The sequence below is a fragment of the Nostoc sp. DedQUE04 genome (assembly GCF_034530995.1).
In the GTDB taxonomy this organism is placed as follows: Bacteria; Cyanobacteriota; Cyanobacteriia; order Cyanobacteriales; family Nostocaceae; genus Nostoc.
In genome coordinates this window covers 24198-46684 of sequence record NZ_JAVRCA010000053.1, presented here as the reverse complement: position 1 = coordinate 46684, position 22487 = coordinate 24198, and the positions used below count along the sequence as shown (strand labels likewise).

The window sequence follows — 22487 nt, the reverse complement described above, 5'->3', positions numbered from 1 at the left end:
GAAGTTATAGGTATTTATGTCTGATTCATTTGATGTTTTATGGTTAAGTGCCAGTCCTGTTTTGCAGCGTTTTGATAAACCATTACTTGAATATTTATCTAGTTATATAAATATTGCTCAGTGGGAATATCAGCAAACTAAAGATGAAGCCAGTTCCATAGATCAAGCTGTAGATTTACTGTATGAATTTTTGGAATGCCGCGGCCCCGTGCATTTAGCAGGTCATGCTATGGGTGGTGCGATCGCTTTCACTTTTGCGCGGCGATTTCCGCAAAAAGTGCGATCGCTCACTCTGCTAGCTGTAGCTGCTCAACCTGCAAACAATTGGCAGGCTCACTATTACTTTCAACGACAACTTTTTAGCATCAGCCGTGAACTAATTCTAGCAAGTACCGTTCGCAGTCTATTTGGCAATCAACCACCTCATACCACTAAAAAGTTAGTAGCTGCCTTAGATAAAGATTTAGAACAATCTCCCACGTCACACTCTTTATTTAAGTTGGTTTATTTACCCAAAGGTGGAGTTTCTATGCCAATGATGGTATGTGGTAGCAAGAGCGATCCGGTAGTCAACTCAACTGTATTGCATGACTGGTTAAATTGGTTCAAGCCAGAAGATAAACTCTGGGAATACCCAGAAGGGTATCATTTTTTTCACTATTTTTATCCTCAACAGGTTGGCGAACAAATTTTGAGTTTTTGGCAAAGTCACCATCCGCATCTACTAGAAGCATCTGCACTATCTTTTAGCACTTCTATAAATTAGTAACTTTGAGGTGCGATGTCTGACGAAAAGCCTTACGGCTACGCACCGATGAAATTTGGGGTGTAATGGGGTGCGTAGCTTGCCGCCGTAGGCATCGCTACTTTACAGTTGAAAGCACTTTTTTACCAATTCGATCGCACTTGTGAAAGTTAAAATGCTCAATATAATACTCTACAAAAATTATGCAAAATCTCACTAGAATTACTCGCAATCTTGAAGTGATGGGTGGCAAACCCTGTATTCGGGGAATGCGTATTACTGTTGGTACCATCGTCGGGTTAATAGCATCTGGACACAGTAATAGCGACATCCTCAAGGCATATCCCTACCTCGAAGAAGCCGACATCTATGAGGCACTTGCCTACGCTGCATGGCGGGCTGAAGAGATTGAAGTCCCTCTTAAAAGTGCATGAAAATTTTGATTGATATGAACCTTTCTCCTGATTGGGTTGCGGTTTTTGAGAGGTATAATATCTCCTCTGTCCACTGATCTAGCGTTGGCGATCCCCGCGAGAAAGATTCAATAATTATGCAGTGGGCAAGAACTAATGAATATATCGTCTTTACTCACGATTTAGACTTCGGTTCCTTACTAGCTACTACAGGTGCCGATACTCCCAGTGTTATTCAGGTTCGTACCCAGGATGTTTTGCCAAACAGTATTGAAAATCTAGTTATTTCAGCCGTGAATCAGTTTGAGTCTTCACTAGAAACAGGCGCATTGGTCACTGTTGACCAAGCCCAATCTAGGGTGCGTATTCTACCAATTAGACGCGGATAGTATTAGGGAAATATTGCTAACTCGGTTTCTGGATCAAAAAAGTGAATTTTCTCTGGAGTTAGTGATAACCATAGTTGCTCACCAAGTTGTACAAATCGGTCTGGTGGTATTCGCACTTGTAGGTAATTAGATGTAGTGGCAGGTTTAGATCCCGGTTCGGCAATCTTAACAGCGAGAAAGGAATCGTTACCGAGATTCTCTACCAAATCTACTTGCACGGGTAGATTTTTGGTGGCAGGCATACTCAAGTTCAAGTGTTCTGGGCGAATCCCTAAAATTAAAGTTTTCCCATCATATTTTTGTAAGGCTTTTGCCCAAACCTCTGGGAGAGTGAAACGAAACTGGGAATAAGTAATCAACTGCGGGGCATGAAATTCTACAGGAATAAAATTCATCGGTGGTGAACCAATGAATTCTGCTACAAAAAGATTGGCTGGGCGGTTGTAAAGTTCTAAGGGAGAAGCAACTTGTTGAATTTTACCCTCAGACATAATCGCAATACGATCGCCCATTGTCATAGCTTCTGTTTGATCGTGGGTAACGTAAATTGTCGTCGTCCCCAATTGGCGCTGCAATTTGACAATTTGAGCGCGGGTTTCCGCCCGCAGTTTGGCATCTAAGTTAGAAAGCGGCTCATCCATTAAGAATACCTGCGGGTCACGTGCGATCGCTCTTCCCAATGCAACCCGTTGTCTTTGTCCCCCAGATAGTTGTTTGGGTAAGCGATTCAGCAATGTTTCGATTTGCAACAGTTGAGCAACACTACGCACCTGTTCATCCACCGCCCGTTCTTTGTCACAAGTGTAGCGCAATCCTTTAGGTAACTTTCTGGTCGCTCCTACAAAAAGATTTTCCGCCCACGTCCGAAAATAAAGAGACGAGGAAGTATCTCCTCTGCTTCCCCTGCGGCGCAACCCAAAAGCGATGTTGTCATACACCGTCATGTGAGGATAGAGGGCGTAATTTTGGAACACCATTGCGATGTCGCGTTCCTTGGGTGGTAAATCATTGATTAAGCGATCGCCTATCCAGATATTACCGCCAGTCATCACTTCTAAGCCGGCGATTAACCGCAGCAAGGTACTTTTACCACAACCAGAAGGGCCTACCAACACCATAAATTCGCCGTCTGCGATCGTCAGGTTAATCCGCCGCAAAACATTGACACTTTCCGCCCGCTCTTGGGCTACATCGATTTTTTCCCCAGGCGTGAGAGGAGATTGGGTTTGTGAGGTAACACTTTCCCCTTTACGCGAGGAAAAACTTTTATAAACGTTTTCTAAAATAACTTGGGACACAACTAATTATTGTCATTGGGGATTGGGCATTGGGCATGGGGCATGGGGCATTGGGCATTGGGCATTAGATTTGGACTAATGACTAATGACCAATGACAGTTTAGCGCTCATCATAATACACCTTCAGGGTAAATACGAAAAGTTAAAAAAACAGCTAACACTATCAAAAGCAAACTATTCTAAATTTTAGGGCTATCAAGAGGTGTTGTGATGACTACCGATGTACCTAAAAATCTTTCCCAAGACCCAAGTATTAATCCTGTCCATGACATTGTAGACGTACAAACTACAGATTGTTGCATTGTGGGTGGGGGACCAGCAGGAGCAGTATTGGGGCTGTTGTTAGCGCGTCAAGGCATTTCTGTGATGCTGCTGGAAGCACACAAAGACTTCGATCGCGACTTTCGTGGCGATACGATTCATCCATCGGTGATGGAAATTATGGAGGAATTGGGATTAAGCGATCGCTTGCTAGGACTTCCCCATACCAAAATGCGGCAAATTAGTATTCAAACTCCTCAAGATACTGTCACATTTGCAGATTTTAGCCATCTGAAAACCCATTATCCCTACATTACAATGCTTCCCCAGGTAAAATTCCTGGAGTTCATCACCCAAGAAGCACAAAAATATCCTAGTTTCCATCTGGTGATGGGTGCGAATGTGCAGGAATTAATTGCCGAAAATGGCGTGATTCAAGGTGTCCGCTATCGAGGAGGCGGTGGTTGGCATGAAATTCGGGCAATACTGACAGTTGGTGCAGACGGTCGCCACTCACGTTTACGCCACTTGGGTGAGTTTGAGTCAATCGAAACTTCGCCGCCAATGGATGTCCTCTGGTTTCGCCTACCGCGTCAGCCAGAAGACCCTGAAGGGGGAATGGGGCGCTTTGGTCAAGGTAAGCTAATCGCCATGCTTGACCGTGGTGATGAGTGGCAACTTGCCTATGTTATTCCTAAAGGAGGCTATCAACAACTAAGGGCTGCGGGTTTGGAGGAATTAAAAAAATCTGTTGTCGAAGTTGTACCAGAATTCCAGCAACGCATTCAAAATTTACATGATTGGTCACAAATAGCTTTTCTCTCAGTCGAGTCCAGCCGTGTCAAACGCTGGTATCGTCCGGGACTGTTACTCATCGGTGATGCAGCTCATATAATGTCCCCCGTTGGTGGAGTTGGCATTAATTACGCGATTCAAGATGCTGTAGTCGCGGCAAATGTACTCAGCAAACCGCTCAAGAACCGAGAAGTACAACTTAGTGACCTAGCAAAAGTACAACGTCAACGCGAGTTGCCCACACGCATTATTCAGGCGTTTCAAACTTTGATCCAAAAGCGGGTATTGGCCCCGGTTCTCACCTCAAATCGCACCTTTGTACCACCTGCGTTTTTGCGCTTACCCATCTTGCGCGACCTTCCCGCCAGGTTGATCGCCTTGGGTGTTTTTCCAGTTCACGTCAAGGCTTAATTCTTGGCAAGAATTTTTTCTATTTAATTAATTCAGTGGTACAATTATACTACTCTATGCAGAATTGAATGCTCAATTTAGTCAAGCGAAGGTGGCGAACGGTATACTCAATGCTGTTCAAAGCGATCGCTTGGCTTTTATGCTAGAAATAACTAAAAACTCAGGCATTATTAAAAAATGCAAACAATTAAACATATCTAGATATTAATTGGCACTACATACAAAAACACCCTCTTTTTCAATCAGTACTTTTTGCAGTCAGGAGTAATTTTAATGAACAGCTGCGTTTTGATGGCGGAAATTATTAACGAGCCGCAACTCCGCTATACAGCGGATAATCTGGGAGTCACGGAAATGCTGGTGCAGTTTCCCAATTCTCAGAAACCAGAAGATCCGCCAGCCACGCTGAAAGTTGTTGGTTGGGGGAATTTAGCAACAGAAATTCAGCAAAACTACCACCAAGGCGATCGCGTCATCTTGGTAGGACGTTTAACTATGAATACTGTCGATCGTCAAGAAGGTTTTAAAGAAAAACGCGCTGAATTGACAGTACAACAAATTCAATCTGTTGGAGGTAGTTTTAATACCGATCCATTACCCTCAGCAACCGTAACTCCATCATTCACTGAAACTGCTCCCCGACAACCAGCAGCATCTCGTCCTGCACAGAAAGAGGTTCCCAGTTACGAGTCACCACGTCCAGCGCCTACCCCAGCGACAAATCCTGTTGGCGTTGCTCCCCAAACGAAAACTTACGAACCCGTACCCCAATCCACAAATTATGAGCGAACTACTTATCCAGCAGTGAAAGAGGAAGAACCAGATCCAGATGATATTCCCTTCTAAAGTTGGTAGTTGAGCGTGTATTCAATTTGCTAACTAATGATTACGATTAGACAATTTCTACAAATAGCCATCCTTGAGGATGTGCTATTTTTTTGTCTTCTGCGTTGACGCTTTATATTACGTTTGATCGTGAGGCATCGCTTATACTAATTCTTCTGATTCTACTAACGACACAAAAATTACGTGAGAAATTATGATGGTATTTCCAACAAAATCAACACCCTAGCCAGATCGTATACAAGAGCATCTGGTCTGAATGCAGGGTTAGGGTTACTGACAGCTATGTATAATTGAAAACTACCATAAAAAACACTAGCGCTTTGTCAACCGTAAATTATATGAGTAACTTTGTTAGCAGTTCAGTTGAAGCTTTGGATAACCTGGCTGTAACTTGGGAACGCTTGATTCCCAAGCGCATGGCTAAGGATTCGGCTAGTCGCAAGATCGTGGAGCTACATCTTGGACGCTACGAAACTGCAACTAAGTATGTCTTGGGAAAAAGAGTTCTAGATATAGCATGTGGCAGTGGATATGGTAGCCAAATGCTTCGTGTGGCAGGTGCAAGCAGTGTAGTTGGAGTCGATATATGCTCCCAGATTGTGGAATACGCTAAGAAACACTACCAAATACCCGGAATAAACTTTATTTGCGCTGATGCAGAGCAATTTGAGTGTTCAGAGCGTTTTGACGTTGTTATCTCCTTTGAGACGATAGAACATTTAAAAAATCCGACCTATTTTTTAAAACAACTCAGTAATTATTTAACTAGCAATGGTGTATTGATGATGTCTGTACCGCTAGGTGAGACGCGTCATTTTGATCCATACCACCTTCATGCCTTCACTCAGGAGCAAATATTTACGCTTCTGGAAACAACAGGTTTTTGTATAGATTATTACCGTTGTGACCAGTGTTTTTTGACTCGTCGTGAGTTGCTTTACTGGAGACAACTATACTCAGAATCCAGCCCATCGTTTTGGGAATTGTTGTTTACTCGAAAGGGATGGCAGATTGTACACGACCTTGTGCTTCAGGGTGGTTTTGATGCTCCTCAACTGTTGGTTATTGCTTATAAAAATAGATAAAGTCTCGTACTTCGGCAGATAATGGCTAACTGTAAGTTACGGCTGTGGACGATCGCAAGCAGTTCTACATCGCAAATGCATGTATATTGTGGAAGTATGTGATGTCAATTGTGGTTAAAGTTTAAGCAGTGAAAACTGCCAAGAAGTGTAAAAACCAAATTTACAGACATATACATCAAAACTATTGTTAAAATCCAAATAATTTTAAGTTAATATTCATACCCAACTCCTATGAGAGAAACTGTCCTAGAGGTTCGCAATCTCCAAGTTGAATTTCCCGGTGATGGCAACACTGTTAGAGCTTTGGATGGTATTTCCTTTGCGCTGCATCGAGGTGAGACTCTAGGAATAGTAGGAGAATCGGGAAGTGGTAAATCGGTGACAGCCTTAGCTGTGATGGGTTTGTTGCAAACTCCTGGCATAGTGACTGGCGGTGAAATCTGGTTTCGTCCGCAGGAAAATGGCAACCCCATTGATTTGGTAACATTGCCTCCTGAGCAAATGCAATTACACCGGGGTGGCGACATCGCCATGATTTTTCAAGAACCGATGAGTTCGCTTAATCCAGTTTATAACATCGGGTTTCAGCTAACAGAAGCGATTATGCGGCATCAAAATGTGTCAGCAGCCCAAGCACGACAAATTGCGATCGCAGGTCTGCAAGAGGTTAAACTTCTACCTAGCGATGAGGAAATCCAGCAGCAGTATATCGAAACTTGGCATCAAACCAACAAGTCATCGAAACCAGATGCACCAAAGTTGGCACAGTTGGTTAAAGAACACAAAGAAGCCATGCTGGAACGCTACCCTCATGAACTTTCTGGAGGTCAGTTGCAACGGGTAATGATTGCAATGGCAATTTCTTGCAACCCATTAATCTTAATCGCCGATGAACCAACCACAGCTTTGGATGTGACGGTGCAAGCGACTATTTTGGAGTTAATGCGAGAATTGCAGCAAAGTCGTGACATGGCAATGATTTTCATCACCCACGACTTGGGACTAATTTCAGAAATTGCTGACCAAGTAGCGGTGATGTATAGAGGTAAAGTTGTCGAATCTGGTACTTCTGAGCAAATTTTTACCACTCCCAAGCATCCATATACTAAAGGTTTGATAGCTTGTCGCCCCACACTTGACCGCCGTCCCCAAAAATTACTCACCGTTTCCGACTACATGAGTGCAGAAGAGACGCCAACGGGACAAGTAGTAATTCAGCCGAAAGAACCCGCACAACCTACAGAAGTCACCAAAGAAGAGATTGCTGCAAGATTGGCAAACTTTAATGAGAAAGAACCTCTGCTGCAAATCCGCAACCTGAAAGTTGGTTTTCCAGTGCGCGGGGTGTTTGGTGGTACAAAACGCTACAATATGGCAGTTAATGGCGTTTCTTTTGATGTTAAACCAGGAGAAACACTAGGTTTGGTGGGAGAATCTGGTTGCGGTAAAACGACCCTTGGCAGAACCTTGCTGCGATTAATTGAACCGATGAGTGGTCAGATTATCTTTGAGAAACAAGATATAACTAGTCTCAAAGGAGAACGGTTGCAAAAACTGCGGCGGGAAATGCAAATAGTCTTCCAAAATCCTTTTAGTTCCCTCGATCCCCGAATGAAGGTTGGGGACGCGGTAATGGAACCTTTGTTAATTCACGCTGTTGGGAAGACAAAACAACAACGACGCCAGCGAGTAGTCGAACTTTTAGAACGAGTGGGGTTGAGTGCAGATGCGATTAACCGCTATCCTCATCAGTTTTCTGGCGGTCAACGCCAACGGATTTGCATAGCTCGTTCTTTGGCGTTAAATCCTAAGTTTATCATCTGCGATGAGTCAGTTTCAGCGCTAGATGTTTCAGTACAAGCGCAGGTATTAAATCTTCTCAAAGAGTTACAGTCAGACTTTCAGCTTACTTATATCTTTATTTCTCACGATTTAAGTGTAGTGAAATTTATGAGCGATCGCATTTTAGTCATGAATCGCGGTCAAATTGTTGAAGAAGGGACAGCCGAAAGCATCTACCAAGAACCTAAAGAGGAATACACGCAAAAATTAATTGCTGCGATTCCTACCGGTAGTGCTGAACGGGTGCGAAGTCGTCATCAGAAGGCTTTATAGAAACAGAATAAAGGCGTCAGTCGTCAGAATTGGACATGAATTCTGTAAAAGTGGCGCATAGCCAAGGGGTAGCGATGCAAACATCTGAATAAACGGCGTTTTTACACACCCATTAAATATGCAGATTTAACGTGAGTTCGATGAACCTCTCCCGGACAACCTCCCTCTCCCACAGGGAAAGGGAGGAGCAACGAGAAATTAGGGTTTTGGCTCCCCTCTCCGTGTCGGAGAGGGGTTGGGGGAGAGGTCAAAAAAGGGCTTGTCGAACTCACGTCAGATTTAATTGTCTTGATTCTGACTCCTGAATTCTGAATTCTTTTTCAACAGATATTTGTGCAAACAAAGTTAATTACATCTGCAAGTCCAGAGTGAGTTTTTAAATTAGTAAAAATAAAAGGTTTATCGCCGCGCATTTTTTTAGCATCTCGTTCCATCACACTTAAATCTGCACCAACATAAGGTGCTAGGTCAGTTTTGTTAATCACCAATAAATCAGATTTAGTAATACCGGGGCCACCCTTGCGGGGAATTTTATCACCAGCCGCAACATCGATGACGTAAATTGTTAAATCCACCAATTCTGGACTAAAAGTAGCAGCTAAATTATCGCCGCCACTTTCCAAAAATACCAAATCCAAATCGATAAAACGTTCTTCTAATTGTTCAATTGCCGCCAAATTCATCGAAGCATCTTCGCGAATAGCAGTGTGAGGACAACCACCAGTTTCTACACCCAAAATGCGATCGCTAGCCAACGCCTGAGAGCGCACTAAAAACTGAGCATCCTCCTGAGTATAAATATCATTCGTCACCACCGCAACCTGATACTGCTCGCGCAACCCCTTACACAAAGCATCCACTAAAGCTGTCTTCCCCGAACCCACTGGCCCAGCAACTCCCACTCGAAATGCATTTATTTTCATTTGTCATTTGTCCTTTGTAATAATTACGAATTACGAACTTGTACTGAGCGAAGTCGAAGTATTACGAATTACGAATTACGAATTACGAATTACGAATTACGAATTATTTTGACTAACTCCTAAATAACCTTGTATACTGCGTTTCATGCTGCATACTTGCCAGCGATAAACCCCAACTACAACAGGCGAGTTCATCGTCCTCCAACGTGAGAATTTCTAACGCCGCAACGCTAAATAATGGTTGTAAATCTAGCAATAACTGCTGTCCTGCGGTTTGTCCAAGGGGGATCAGTTTCACGCCAACAGTAATCAAATTACTTGCCCAACTATGCAGATATGCGAGTAATGCGGCTTGGATGCTGATTTGCCAATGGGCAACGGCAATACCAAAAGCGATCGCATAATTGCAAGGATTACCCACAGCATTGGCAATAGGCATAATCTGCGGTTCTAGTTTACCAAGTAATTGGATGAGCGATCGCCCCATCTGCCAACTAGAGGCACGTAATTCTTCTGTTTCCCTAGCAGCCGACAACCACAGGTTCCAACGGCATAGCGATTCTAAATCATTCATTTTTACGGATTGCTGCGATCGTACCATCACCGCCGCCTCTAACCGAATTGCCCCGTAGAGCAACTCTGCTTTTAACCAATCTTTGAGATGTGTGTGGTTAGCGATCGTACCATTTTCTACCAGCATTTCCAAACCTTCAGAATAACTATATGCTCCCACAGGTAAAGCGGGGCTAGCCAACTGTAAAATACTCAAAAGATGACTATCAGTGAGCATGATGGTGTTGTCCATAAGCTCCTAATTCTGGCTGAAACGGTAAAATTTCCTCTTTAACTTCTAACCCCAATTGTTCCAACATAGTGCGTAAAACTGAATCTGAAGATAAGCGTAAATAAGTTGGAGTAATTTCTACAGGTACATGGCGATTTCCTAGATGGTATGCTGCCCGTAATAATAAAAGTGATGTTTGGGCAAAAGCTGTCATTACTAGTTCTGGTTTGGCAGTAATTCTGATTAAACTGCTATGGGTTTCTTCTTGCAGAATATCGCCATCGTGTAAAACAGTTCCTCTGGGTAAATGTAAAAACACAACTTTACCATCTGCCGTTTCAAAACGATGACGACTGCGGGTGCGTTCTTCTGCTGTTAGCGCCAGAGTAAAAGTAACAGCGGCATCGTAATTAGGTGGTTTAAGTTGGGTAAATGTCAGCATACAGAGTTTCGCCTGAACTTTTGCTTTTCATTATGGTTCTAATTTAAATACAATATCTGCCTTGCCGGAAGAAAAGATAAAATTAAACAAAGGCAACGAGCTAAATGGGGACAATTATGAACCAAGCCATTGAGGGAGTACGCTGGACAATTCACGATTTAGAGGTTCTACCCGAAAATGAGTGGACGCGCTATGAAATTATTAATGGAGAACTCTTTGTGACTCGCACTCCTCACCGCCGTCATCAACAAGTTTGTGGCAAAATATTCCGACAACTCGATGTTTGGTCAGATTCGAGTGGTTTAGGGGAAACAATTGTGGCTCCAGGTGTGATTTTTTCGCAAGCAGATAGTGTTATACCGGATGTAGTTTGGGTAAGTCGAGAACGACTGGTGCAAATTGAAGATGAAGCAGGACATTTGACAGGCGCACCAGAGTTAGTAATAGAGGTTTTATCCCCAGGTAAACAAAACGAACTTCGAGACAAGGAAGCAAAACTGAAACTTTATTCAGTTCAAGGCGTGCGTGAGTATTGGATTGTCGATTGCTTCACTAAACAAGTTGAAGTTTATCGGCGAGAAAAAGCACAGTTGGTTTTAGTTGCTACTTTATTAGGCGATGATGAAATAACATCGCCACTTTTACCCGGATTTTGTTGTTCTATTCGTTTCTTTTTTCCTGAATAACAAATTTAAAAAAATATTTTTGGTAACAAAAAGGTTTAATTAGCAACTTCATGCTGTGAGCTACTAATTGGTAAGGTAAACCAAAATGTTGCCCCTGCATTCAATGCACTGTTCACACCAATTTCGCCACCGTGAGCATGGATAATTTGCTTACATAAATACAACCCTAATCCCAAACTTACAGAATTGCCGATACTTGTACCCCGAAAGTAAAGGTCAAAAAGCCGATCGCTTTGTTGTTGACTAATGCCCACGCCATTATCACTAACAGTACAATAAATCATGTCATCCTGACGGGTAGCATTGATTGTCAAAAGCAATTCAGGGGGATTATGTTTCAAAGCATTGACAATTAAGTTAGAAAAAACTCGCCATAGTTGCGTGGAATCTGCATTCACTAATGGCAAATCTGCGGATACCAAATTTGTCAGCTTGGCTTGATTTTGCTCTAGCAATGGCTCTAAATCTGCGATCGCAGCTTCGACAACTGTCAGTAATTGTACGGCTTTAAGTTGTAAAACAACACCTTGCACCTCACTGATATGAGTTTCCATCAACGAATTAATTAAGTTCAGTTGGCGATCGCTACTTTGAATCATTCGCTCTAAAATTGAGCGGGAAATCGTAATATTTTCCTCTGAACGGGCCAGCAAATTCTTCAGTACCATTAAAGTACCTAGTACTGGGTTGCGTAAGTCGTGGGAAACTGCATGAAAAAACACTCGTAGTTCTTCTTCAGTTTGCTTGCGCTGGGTAATGTCTTCAATCAAACCTTCGTAGTAAAGCAGTTTTCCTTGTTCGTCACGGACTGTATAGGCTTTTTCGGAAATCCAGACAATACTCCCGTCTTGACGATAAATTTGGGACTCGAAATCGGAAACGCTGCCATACTTTTCCATCAGGCGCACAAATTCTGCTCGGCGGTTTGGGTCAACGTACAATTGTTCAATATCAGTAAAATTTGCTGTCACGTCGTCTACTAAGGAGTAGCCATAAATCCTCGCTAAAGCAGGATTTGCCGTAATGTAACGTCCATCGGGACTGCTTTGAAAAATCCCTTCAACAGCGTTTTCAAAAATACTGCGATATTTAGCTTCGGCAACTTTGAGTTTTTGGTAGGCAGATTCTAGTTCTTGGCGGGCGAAAAATTCCGAACGTTGCAGGCGATCGTACAGATAAACACCGAAGTCACATATAGTACAAAACCAGAAGATATATAAAATGAACGTTACATTATATATTTCTGGGTGGTCGGGGATTGGTGTTTTTAGCCCAAGTACTGTATTCACACCGAAATAGTAAATCAGCACACTCACTTGAGTCAGCAAGTGAAGAATCCAGCAAACAGGCATCAACACAGCTTGGCTCAAGAACAACAGCGACCAGCCGATGGTATCGGGTAGTGCAAAACCTCTGATGGTTGCGAATAACTGCGACGCTAAACTAAGTGACCAAGAAGACCCCAAAAATAATAAATCTGGACGATGACGACCTAATTTAGTTTTATGTAAAGCAAAGCAAATAATTATACTTGCAAGCATTGCAACATTAATTACCAGGCGTTGAGTTCTAAGTACTTCTGGCAACGGCTGCAACTCTGCAAATGGAAAAAACAGGCCGTAAATATCTCGCAAAGTAAAAGACAACAGACAAATCAGCGCCAGCCATAACCATAAACGTAATCTTTGCCACAAAAAACGGTTACGCCAAACTCTGTAAAGAGTAACGATTTCATCAGTTGTTGGTGCAAAAAAGGTTTTTCTCCACCACCTTTGCACTGTTGTCAATGGAGTAGCCAATAGCATCCGAGCAACTTTGCCCATATCTTGAGGGTGTTTCCTTTACTCAACATTGCCATAAATAACACCCTCTCATTTTTTGGTGATTTATGGGCGATTTGTTGCGGATGAAGTTGTCAAAGGTAGTGTAAACCAGAAAGTTAACCCACGCTTGCGGTTATTTATAACCCCGATTTCGCCGCCATGCGCCTTAATAACTTTCCGACAAAGATACATTTTTAAACCAATGCTTGTAGAGCAGCAATCTTGAGGATCGCGGACATGGAGATCGAAGAGGCGATCGCACTCTACTTTACTCATTACCACACCGTCATCTTGAATCTGAGTGCGAATCATTCCCCCTTCAACGGTGGCGCTCAGGGTAAAATTTAATCCTGGCGGATTATTTTGCAAGCTATGTGCGATCAAATTTACTACAACTTTCTGCAATCGAATCTCATCTGCCATTACTAACGGTAAGTCTGCCCGAACCAAGTTCTTCAGAGTCGCTTGATTTTGTGTCAGCATCGGTTCCAACTGAGCAAATGTACTTCCCAGTAAGGTGCTAAATTGCACTGGTTCGAGTTTGATTTCAATACCCTGTTTTTCACAGGAATTAATTTCTAGCAATGAGTTAATCATTGTTAGTTGGCGATCGTTGCCCTGAATCATTCGCTCGATGATTGAGCGAGATATTGGGATTGGGGATTGGGAATTGGGCATTGGGCATTGGGCAAGGTTATTTTCATTGTCCCCTTGTCCTCCTTGTCCCTTTGTCCCCTTGTCTCCCTGCCCCCTGCTCCCCTGCCCTTGATTTAACAAATTCTTTAACACCATCAAGTTACCCATCACGGAAGTTCGTAAATCGTGGGCAACTGTGTGCAAAACTACATCTTTTACACGATGCAAATTTTCAACTTCTTGCATTTTCTGCTGCAACTGTGCTGTCCGTTCTTGGACTTGGTATTCTAAATTAGTGTTGAGTTCTGCTAGCTTTTGGCATATCTGACTTTGTTGAATCGCGATCGCTAGCTGTTCTGACATCTGCTGTAACAAATCAATTTCTATTGGCTGCCAATGACGCGGCCCTGAGCATTGATTGGCAATTAACGCCCCAAATAATTCATTGCCTAGCATAATTGGTACAGCCAAGCTAGCCTTCGTTTGGAATTTTTGACAGTGTGCTTTTACTTTGGGAGATGCTGATATTTGCGTTACGTCTTCAACCACACGCACACGATTATCTTTTAATAAGTTTCTTAATTCTTGTAGATAAGCTTCATCTTTAGTAGACCAACCTGAAACTGATGGATATTTAGGATCTACTGATTCAGCAAGAGTTTTGACTCCTAAATTAGCATTATTTAAACCAATGAAAACTCGATCTGCTTGCAGAAATTGCCTGACTTCCGTCACGGTGGTTTGAAGAATTTCCTCTAATTTCAGTGAAGATCGAATTCGCACTAGGGTTTCTGCCAACAAGCGATCGCGTTGGGCACAAAAGCGTAATTGTGCTTCTACTTGTTTGCGTTCTGTAATGTCATGATGCACTGCTAAAATGGCAGGAATACCATTCAAATCAATGACTTCGGCTGACAGCAGCGTTGTAATTATCTCGCCAGATTTTTTCCGAAAATCAATTTCTAAGTTACGAGCAACTCCCGTGCTTTGCAACTCTTGCACTAAGTTTAGGCGATCGCGATCGTGTACCCAAAGATTTAATTCAAAAGAAGTTTTACCAATTGCCTCATCTCGCCCATAACCGGAAAGATTCACAAAACTGTCGTTAACTTCGATAAAGCGTCCTTCTTGCAGCGTGCTAATGGTAATTGAATCGGGGCTGCAACTAAAAGCTTTCGCAAATTTTTGGGCAAGATTTTGTAAGGCGACTTCCCCTTGTTTGCGATCTGTGATGTCTCGGACAATTGCTAGTACCTCATCTGTACCACTAACTACCAACCGCGCCTCATAATCTCTGTTTCCCAAAGATGTTGGTAGTTGATATTCACAAGTTTGCAAAATTCCCGAATCTAAAGTTTTAGCGATCGCTACTTGGCTAATAGCTGCAACATCACTCGGCAATAACTCTTGCAGATTTTTTCCAACTATTTCTTCTCTCGAAAGAGTGATATTTGCACCCTCACTTTTTAAATCTAGATACTCGCCATCGCGGCTGATGCGAAACATCAAATCGGGGATAGCATCCAAAACTGCTTTATATCGTGCCTCACTCTCAAGCAATTTTTCTTGGGCTTGTTTTCGATCTGTAATATCCATAACCAAGCCATGCCAAAGAAAATCACCTGTTGCTTGTAATTCTGGTTGTAAAGTACCTTGAATCCATTTAAGTTTGCCACTAGGCGTAATAATCCGACTTTCCCAATGCCAAGGTGTAAGAGTAGTACGACAAACAGCAATAGATTCTGTAAAAGCTTTTATATCTTGTGGATAAATCAGTTTGCATAACACCTGAAAGTCTGGCTGTATAGCCTCTGGTTCTAATTCATACAAATATTTACAACCAGAACTAATATAAGGAATAAATACAGAACCATCCTGCCGTTGCAGAATTTGGAAAATCATTCCCGGTAAATTGGCAGCAATTGTTTCCAGCAGGGGGATCTTCTCTGGTAGAAAATCTGGTTTCTGCGATGATTTTACAATTTCATCCACTCTTAGACCCTTTGATATATAAGCAATTGGCATAATATTCAAGGTAATCATAGCCATTGTAAAAGTTTTTTAGCTGTCAGCACGATCGCTAAGAGCAAAAAAGTGGCTCTACTTTCAGCGTAGTTCTGGATGCTGCGATCGCATTCACCCAATCGGGTGAACCATTTGTCAAAGAGCGAATGACTTCAGGAGTGCTGACAGAATACCCTGAGATCATCAACTTCGATCGCAACAATCAGATAGAAAGTAGTTGAACGATACATTTAATCTAGTTTTACCTAAAGGCAAAAACTAATCATGGGCAATCCAAAGTCGGGGTACTTTGCAATAGATTTGAGGAGCGATGAATGCAATTACAACAGACACAACTTTTAGAAGAAACACTATGGGAAGCAGTTCTCAATCGAGACTCCGCTTTTGAAGGTAAGTTTTTTTACGGTGTTCGCTCTACAGGCATTTATTGCCGACCTATTTGCCCTAGTCGCAGACCGAATCGGAATCAAGTTTGTTTTTTCCAGTCGGTACAAGATGCTGAAATTGCAGGTTTTCGACCTTGTAAGCGCTGTCAGCCACAATCTGAAATAGTTCCAAATACAGCCAAAATCTTAGCAGTATGTCGATATATTGAAGCACAAGTCGATCGCATACCAACCCTATCGGAATTATCCTCTCAGGTAGAAATGAGTCCCAGTTACCTGCAAAGAATATTTAAGCAAATAATTGGCGTATCTCCCTTTCAATATGCAGATGCGCTGCGTAGCCAGCGATTGAAACAGCGTCTTCAGTCGGGGGAAGAAATTGCTGATGCAGTTTACGATACTGGGTATGGTTCAAGTAGTCAACTGTATGAGAAAGCACCTAAACAATTAGGAATGACACCAAAAATTTACCAACAAGCTGGAAAAACAATCAACATTGTTTATGCGATCGCTCCATGTTCGCTAGGATATTTGCTGGTGGCAACAACAGAGAAGGGTATCTGTGCCGTTAAACTAGGTGATGAAGCAGACAAGCTTGAACACATTTTGAACCAGGAATTTCACCAAGCGCAGATCGTGCGTGACGATCGCACACACAAGGAATGGATACAAGCAATCCTCGACTTCATTGCAGGAGGTGAAACAAATCTTGATTTACCACTTGATGTTCGTGGGACAGCATTTCAGAAACAGGTTTGGCAAGCATTACAAAAAATTCCTTATGGCGAAACCCGCACTTACACTGATATCGCCCGTAATCTTGCCAAGCCCCAAGCAGTCCGCGCTGTAGGTAATGCTTGTGGCGCTAATCCGATCGCGCTGATTGTACCGTGTCATCGGGTGCTGCGGAGTGATGGCAGTCTTGGTGGTTATCACTGGGGAATTGAGCGCAAACAAAAACTGCTTACACAAGAATCGAAATTTCTCAAAGATGACTCAAACACCTGAACTAGAATCGTTGACAGAAGAAAGTCTTACCCGTGGTTTAATGGTGCTTGCCAAACTCGATCGCGATTTGGCTCGGATTTTAGAAACACTGGGGCCTCCACCGATGTGGAAAAGAGAAGCGGGTTTTACAACACTTCTGTGCATCATTCTGGAACAACAAGTTTCTGTAGCGGCTGCAAAGGCTATATTTACCAGATTATGTGGGGTTGTTGTCACTCTGACACCAGAAAATTTTCTGATATTGGATGATGTTCAATTAAGAGCGATTGGATTCAGTCGGCAAAAAATTTTATACTGTCGTGGGTTGGCGAATGCTATTGCAACTGGTCAGCTTGACCTCAGCAAGCTGGAAAGAATGGACGAAAATACGATCAGAACTGAGCTGAAGCGTCTCAAAGGTATCGGAGATTGGACAGTTGATATTTATTTGCTCATGGCGCTGCAACGTCCTGATGTCTTTCCTAAAGGCGATTTAGCGATCGCGATCGCTCTACAAAAACTCAAAAACTTGGCGACGCGTCCAACACCAGCACAACTAGAAGCCATGACACAGCACTGGCGACCGTGGCGAGCAGTTGCAGCAAGACTTCTATGGCATTATTACCTAAGTAATCCCAAATAATTGCTACTTCTCCCTTGGCGCACTTGGCGCACTTGGCGGTTCGTATAATAAATATAAACTAAATGGCAGAAAATCAATTAAGCCTAACACCAGAAAATGATAAAACTTCCAAAATACTGCCGATAATCATAGTAATAATTGCATTATTAGCTTTATCTTCAACAGCAATATTTATTAAGGTTGCTGTTAGAGAAATGAGCGCTGTTGCTACATTCTTTAATCGTTTATGGATAGCGACTATTATCTTTGGCTTATGGAATGGAATTAATCAAGTACGAACTCAAATTACAGATGATAAACCTGTATTACCACAGCAGCCTTATCCAATCAAAGAGATAGCGCTTTTAATCGCAGTGGGTCTAGTTCATGTATTAGGTCGATTATCTTGGACTTGGGCGTTAACTCAGACTGGTGCTGCGAATGCTAATGCGTTAGGTAGCCTCAATCCGCTATTTACTACTTTAGGAGGATGGCTATTTTTTAATCAAATTTTTGGGCGCAAATTTATCATCGGTCTGTTCTTAGCTATAATCGGTGCGATCGCAGTCGGATTTGAAGATTTATTGCGTTCTAATAATAATATTACAGGTGATGCTATTGCCCTCATATCATCGATATTTTATGCAGCAAACTTTTTACTTATCGAGCAGATCGGCAATAAGTTTTCAACTATTACCATCCTCCTGTGGCGTTGTGCGATCGCAACTTCATTGATGATACCAGTAGTGCTAATCTTGGAAAAACAAGTTTTCCCAGTTACTTTGTCGGGGTGGTTAGTAGTATTTGCGCTAGCTGCGATTTGCGAAGCCTTGGGTCATGGGCTAATTGTATACAGCCTGAAAAATTTTTCATCAGGATTTATCTCTTTACTCTTACTACTCAATCCAGTGATTGTTGCGATTCTTGCTTGGATACTTTTCTCGGAAAACTTGAGTATTTTTAACTTGTTAGGATTGGCTCTAATTTTAGGGGGTATATATCTCGCAATTTCTAATAAAGAAGCTGTGCAATCTAAAATTAATCCCCAGATCCAATCTCCAGCAGAAATAGATTCATCCGCCAGTTCCCCAAAATAATACCAATTTGAAAAAATAATGCGACAAATAGACCATATTGTAGAGACGCGATTCATCGCGTCTTTACCCAAGGACGTGTTGCAATCATTAATTGAATTGCGATAAGAAACGATGGCACAGCCCGCCACAGACATCGCTGTTTCTATGGCACTACTACTTGAGTAATGCCAATAGTAAGTCGGTTACAGTTTACCCGTGAATACCTTTTCAGCCGGGCCTGTCATATAAACTCGTTGGTCTACTTTTGACCATTCAATTTGCAAGGGGCCACCAGGTAATTCTACAGTGGCGGTGCGATCGCATTTCCCAGTTAACACTCCAGCTACTAAAGAAGCACAAGCACCAGTCCCGCAAGCTAAGGTAATCCCAGCGCCCCGTTCCCACACCCGCATTTTCAAATAGTCACGACGTACCACTTGAATAAATTCGGTATTTATGCGTTGGGGAAAAACTGGGTGATGCTCAAATTTTGGGCCGATGGTTTCTAACTCAATTGCTGCAACATCTTCCACAAAGGTAATGCAGTGCGGATTTCCCATATTTACACAGGTGACTTCCCAAGTTTGCCCCGCCACCTCTAACGGCACAGAAATAACTTTTTCTTCAGCGGGTGCAAGGGTGGTAGGAATTTCGCTAGCGAGTAACCTGGGTAAACCCATATCTACTTTAACTTGACCATCAGCTAAGAGTTGGGGAGTCATTACACCACCCAAAGTATGGATACGATATGAGTCTTGATTGCGCGATTCCCCTTCTAAATCTGCTAAAAAGCCAGCTAAACAGCGAATGCCATTGCCACACATTTCTGGTTCTGAACCATCAGAATTAAAAATCCGCATCGTGTAGTCAGTGCCGTTTTCTCCAGGGAGGACAAAAATTACACCATCAGCACCGATGCCAAAGTGGCGATCGCACAACTTGATGGCTTGCTCTGGAGTCACTACAGGCACTGATGACGAGCGATTGTCAATCAAAATAAAGTCGTTGCCTAGACCATGATACTTAGTAAATTCGATTGCCATTTCTTCAAGGATGAATTATCAAGGATTAGTTACTCTTTATTTTGCCTTGTAGGTTCATCTTTACTAAAAATGCTTACCGAATTTGACACCACTTTACCCAGTATTAGACAAGTCCAAAACCTGATTAAACAAACAACGCCAGTAGAGTTAAAGCTGCTGACTGGTGATGTGCTCACAGGAAAAGTTTTATGGCAAGATCCACAGTGTATCTGTATTGCGGATGAAAACAGTCAGCAAACCACCGTTTGGAAACAAGCGATCGCCTACATCAAGCCGAAAGTGAGTTAGGAGTGAGGCAAAAACACCACAACCTATCGCTTTATCATTTGCTTCACTCGGATTAAAAATTCAAGCCCACGGCTTGAGCCGTGGGCTTGGAATAAAGATGCCTTGCACCTCGCATCTCGAAGCAATTCTTTATTTATTGTGGGCTTGTATCCCATAATTAAAGTTGTGTATTTTTAATTATTTCATCACTAGACCCAGGTTTTTGCAGCACAAACCCACCGATTGCGTCCTTGTTCTTTAGCTTTGTATAAAGCTTTGTCGGCGGCATTAATTAAATCTTGAGATGAAGTTTTATCTGTTGGTTTCTGAATTGCAACACCTAAACTGACGGTCACAAAATATTGAAAATTATTCTTCTTTTTATGGGGAATCTTTAATTCTTGAATAGATTTTTGAATCAACTTAGTTACTTTAATCGCACCTGATTCGTTCGTATTTGGCAAAATTACAACAAATTCTTCACCACCATAACGAGCTAGTAGATCGGTAGGACGCTTTAATACAGATTGTGCTGCACGAGCAACTTGTATTAAGCATTCATCCCCAGCTAGATGTCCATAAGAATCGTTATAATCCTTAAAATAGTCAATATCAAATATAATTAAAGATAAATAATTTTCATTTAGTATTAGTCGATCCCATTCCCGATCTAAAAACTGATCGAAACAATGACGATTGGCGATTTGGGTTAGAGCATCTAGTTTACTAAGTTTTTCTAGCTGAGAATTTGCTATTTCTAAAGCATTGTTTGCTTGAGCAAGTTGATTAGCTTGAGAGCGGAATTGCTCTAATAATTCAGAATGTTCTAAAGCTACATTAAACTGAGCAGCTAACTGGTGGATAAATTGAATTTCCGACTTTTTCCATTCGCGCGGAAAATGGCACTGATGAACGCATAGTAATCCCCATAAAGTTTTTCCTTTCATTAAAGGTGCAACAATTTGTGCCTTGATTTGAAATTGTTCTAACAGTTGAATGTGGCAATCTTTTAGCCCAGCTTGATAAATATCTGATACTACCTGTATACGCCCTTGGTGATAAGCAACTGCATATTTTTCGCCAAAACAATTATCCTTTACCTTGATGGCGATCGTAGAATCGTAGTCAGGCAATACATTCTCGGAGACAAATTCACCAGAGGTATAGTTCGATCCCAGATCAAATCGAAAGATACTGACGCGATCGCTACGGAGAGCCTTACGAATTTCTCGTACAGTAGTCTTAAATAAAATGTCTATATTCAGAGATTCACGAATTTCAGCAACTAAATTAAACAGAATATCCTGCTGCTGATTTGCTTTATACAGTTCTGCTGCTTTTTGTTCTGCTTGAGCTAAAAATTCTGCTTGTTTAACTGCAAATCCTAACTGCGTCGCAATCTGAGACAAAAACTGAATTTCTAATTGTTTCCATTCATGTGGCTGTGAGTGCTGATAAGCAGCAAGCACTCCCCACAGTTTTTTTCCCACAAAAATTGATGTAGTTGCATAAGCTCGAATATGGAACTGTTGTAAAATTTCTAAATGGCATTGAGATAAGCCTGCTGCGTAAACATCTGAAACAACTAAAGTTTCATTATTACGATACCGTCCACCTTGATTTTCTTGTAGATAAGAGTCATTCCAAACTGTATTTTTTCCTAATGTATCTACATCATCCCATCCAGTCTCTGCAAACTCAAACTCGCTAACAAATTCTCCACCCCAGTTTTCATAGAAACGATAAACGGCAATCCGTTCGACTCGGAGTAACTTGCAAGTTTCCTTTGTGGTTGTACGAAAAATTGTTTCTAACTCAAGAGAAGCTCGAATTTTACTAATAACTCGGTAAAGCGCCCTTTCTTGCTCTTCTAGCTGCTGAATTTGAACTTGTTTCTCATGGAGTTGAGTTTCTAAATTACTAACACTAGGCTGTCTTAAAAGCTTACAGAGTAAATTAGCAGATGCTCTAGTAATAATACGTAACTTTGTGTACAACATTATAAGTATAATTTCAGGAATTTTTTAAAAATGAAAAGATACAGCTACAACGATGTAAAAACGTAGTTTTTCTTAGTTTATAACCATTATCGCGTAATAAAGTTTCGCGATCGCTTCTCTTCATCTGACTTTTGTCATTAAGTCTTAAAAAGCTTTATCACAAATAATTTGGGATAAAGTACTGTAAATACAGTACAGTAAATATCATTATCGCCAAAGTATCTGATAACTGAAAATATGAGATAAAAAAGTATTGTAAAGACAGAATAAATTTGTAAAAAATAAAACTCAGTTCTTAGATAGATTCAGTTAAGGACTTCCAAATAAAAAAATACTCACTCAAAAAACTGGCGAAAAAACTCTCTCCTCCTTATTCCTCTGTGTTCTCTGTGTCTGGAGTGGTTCGTTTATTTGAATAATTTATTTCTT

General features: G+C 41.8%; 20 protein-coding genes and 1 pseudogene. 12 read left to right on the top strand and 9 right to left on the bottom strand.

Annotation, left to right across the window (positions count from 1 at the left end; translation table 11 throughout):
• The first annotated feature begins 16 nt into the window (after nt 1-16).
• From RM049_RS28485 to RM049_RS28475, 3 genes and pseudogenes are all read left to right on the top strand, one after another.
• Nucleotides 17-766, top strand: coding sequence for an alpha/beta fold hydrolase (locus RM049_RS28485; protein WP_322706567.1), 750 nt, complete (start codon nt 17-19; stop codon nt 764-766).
• A gap of 182 nt (nt 767-948) precedes the next feature.
• Entirely contained in the window at nt 949-1179 is a 231-nt protein-coding gene (locus RM049_RS28480) for a DUF433 domain-containing protein (protein ID WP_322706566.1), read from the top strand.
• A 95-nt stretch (nt 1180-1274) separates the two neighbouring features.
• Nucleotides 1275-1547: pseudogene (locus tag RM049_RS28475) on the top strand (DUF5615 family PIN-like protein); the annotation flags it as partial.
• A gap of 2 nt (nt 1548-1549) precedes the next feature.
• On the opposite strand, the gene RM049_RS28470 reads toward RM049_RS28475, so the two are convergent.
• Complete coding sequence (locus RM049_RS28470; RefSeq protein ID WP_322706565.1) at nt 1550-2845, bottom strand: ABC transporter ATP-binding protein; 1296 nt, start codon at nt 2843-2845, stop codon at nt 1550-1552.
• Nucleotides 2846-3055: 210 nt separating this feature from the next.
• On the opposite strand from RM049_RS28470, the gene RM049_RS28465 reads away from it, so the two are divergent.
• The 4 genes from RM049_RS28465 to RM049_RS28450 all read left to right on the top strand — a co-directional run bounded on the left by RM049_RS28465 (nt 3056) and on the right by RM049_RS28450 (nt 8358).
• Nucleotides 3056-4312, top strand: a complete 1257-nt coding sequence (locus tag RM049_RS28465) for an FAD-dependent oxidoreductase (RefSeq protein WP_322706564.1) — start codon at nt 3056-3058, stop codon at nt 4310-4312.
• A gap of 273 nt (nt 4313-4585) precedes the next feature.
• Nucleotides 4586-5158: a single-stranded DNA-binding protein gene (locus tag RM049_RS28460; RefSeq protein ID WP_322706563.1), complete on the top strand. Its 573-nt coding sequence runs from the start codon at nt 4586-4588 to the stop codon at nt 5156-5158.
• A gap of 338 nt (nt 5159-5496) precedes the next feature.
• Nucleotides 5497-6243, top strand: a complete 747-nt coding sequence (locus tag RM049_RS28455) for a class I SAM-dependent methyltransferase (protein ID WP_322706562.1) — start codon at nt 5497-5499, stop codon at nt 6241-6243.
• A 231-nt stretch (nt 6244-6474) separates the two neighbouring features.
• On the top strand, nt 6475-8358 hold the full coding sequence (locus tag RM049_RS28450; RefSeq protein ID WP_322706561.1) for an ABC transporter ATP-binding protein: 1884 nt from the start codon (nt 6475-6477) through the stop codon (nt 8356-8358).
• Between the two features lie 320 nt (nt 8359-8678).
• Here the strand turns inward: RM049_RS28450 and ureG are convergent, their stop codons facing one another.
• The 3 genes from ureG to ureE all read right to left on the bottom strand — a co-directional run bounded on the left by ureG (nt 8679) and on the right by ureE (nt 10507).
• The gene (ureG, locus tag RM049_RS28445; protein ID WP_322687918.1) at nt 8679-9275 is read right to left on the bottom strand and encodes an urease accessory protein UreG; all 597 of its coding nucleotides are present in this window, start codon (nt 9273-9275) and stop codon (nt 8679-8681) included.
• 118 nt (nt 9276-9393) lie between these two features.
• Nucleotides 9394-10086, bottom strand: a complete 693-nt coding sequence (locus tag RM049_RS28440; RefSeq protein ID WP_322706560.1) for an urease accessory protein UreF — start codon at nt 10084-10086, stop codon at nt 9394-9396.
• Nucleotides 10061-10507, bottom strand: a complete 447-nt coding sequence (ureE, locus tag RM049_RS28435) for an urease accessory protein UreE (protein WP_322706559.1) — start codon at nt 10505-10507, stop codon at nt 10061-10063. Before ureE ends, RM049_RS28440 begins: the two co-directional genes overlap by 26 nt.
• A 116-nt stretch (nt 10508-10623) precedes the next feature.
• Between ureE and RM049_RS28430 the strand changes: the two genes are divergently transcribed.
• Complete coding sequence (locus tag RM049_RS28430; protein WP_322706558.1) at nt 10624-11193, top strand: Uma2 family endonuclease; 570 nt, start codon at nt 10624-10626, stop codon at nt 11191-11193.
• A gap of 35 nt (nt 11194-11228) precedes the next feature.
• Here the strand turns inward: RM049_RS28430 and RM049_RS28425 are convergent, their stop codons facing one another.
• The 3 genes from RM049_RS28425 to RM049_RS28415 form a co-directional block, all read right to left on the bottom strand.
• On the bottom strand, nt 11229-13016 hold the full coding sequence (locus RM049_RS28425; protein WP_322706557.1) for an ATP-binding protein: 1788 nt from the start codon (nt 13014-13016) through the stop codon (nt 11229-11231).
• Nucleotides 13017-13079: 63 nt separating this feature from the next.
• Nucleotides 13080-15701: a PAS domain S-box protein gene (locus RM049_RS28420; protein WP_322706556.1), complete on the bottom strand. Its 2622-nt coding sequence runs from the start codon at nt 15699-15701 to the stop codon at nt 13080-13082.
• Nucleotides 15702-15732: 31 nt separating this feature from the next.
• A complete protein-coding gene (locus tag RM049_RS28415) occupies nt 15733-15861 on the bottom strand; it encodes a hypothetical protein (protein ID WP_322706555.1) in 129 nt (42 codons plus the stop codon).
• Between the two features lie 130 nt (nt 15862-15991).
• On the opposite strand from RM049_RS28415, the gene ada reads away from it, so the two are divergent.
• The 3 genes from ada to RM049_RS28400 all read left to right on the top strand — a co-directional run bounded on the left by ada (nt 15992) and on the right by RM049_RS28400 (nt 18769).
• Complete coding sequence (gene ada, locus RM049_RS28410; protein WP_322706554.1) at nt 15992-17071, top strand: bifunctional DNA-binding transcriptional regulator/O6-methylguanine-DNA methyltransferase Ada; 1080 nt, start codon at nt 15992-15994, stop codon at nt 17069-17071.
• A complete protein-coding gene (locus RM049_RS28405) occupies nt 17055-17693 on the top strand; it encodes a DNA-3-methyladenine glycosylase 2 family protein (protein ID WP_322706553.1) in 639 nt (212 codons plus the stop codon). The genes ada and RM049_RS28405 overlap by 17 nt, the downstream gene beginning before the upstream one ends.
• A gap of 62 nt (nt 17694-17755) precedes the next feature.
• Nucleotides 17756-18769 carry a DMT family transporter gene (locus RM049_RS28400; RefSeq protein WP_322706552.1) on the top strand — a complete coding sequence of 338 codons (1014 nt, stop codon included), beginning with the start codon at nt 17756-17758 and terminating at the stop codon, nt 18767-18769.
• A 182-nt stretch (nt 18770-18951) separates the two neighbouring features.
• On the opposite strand, the gene dapF is transcribed toward RM049_RS28400, so the two are convergent.
• On the bottom strand, nt 18952-19791 hold the full coding sequence (dapF, locus tag RM049_RS28395) for a diaminopimelate epimerase (protein ID WP_322706551.1): 840 nt from the start codon (nt 19789-19791) through the stop codon (nt 18952-18954).
• Nucleotides 19792-19860: 69 nt separating this feature from the next.
• Between dapF and RM049_RS28390 the strand changes: the two genes are divergently transcribed.
• Nucleotides 19861-20079: an Hfq-related RNA-binding protein gene (locus RM049_RS28390; RefSeq protein WP_322706550.1), complete on the top strand. Its 219-nt coding sequence runs from the start codon at nt 19861-19863 to the stop codon at nt 20077-20079.
• 188 nt (nt 20080-20267) lie between these two features.
• On the opposite strand, the gene RM049_RS28385 is transcribed toward RM049_RS28390, so the two are convergent.
• A complete protein-coding gene (locus RM049_RS28385; RefSeq protein WP_322706549.1) occupies nt 20268-22058 on the bottom strand; it encodes a diguanylate cyclase domain-containing protein in 1791 nt (596 codons plus the stop codon).
• Nucleotides 22059-22487: the final 429 nt, after the last annotated feature.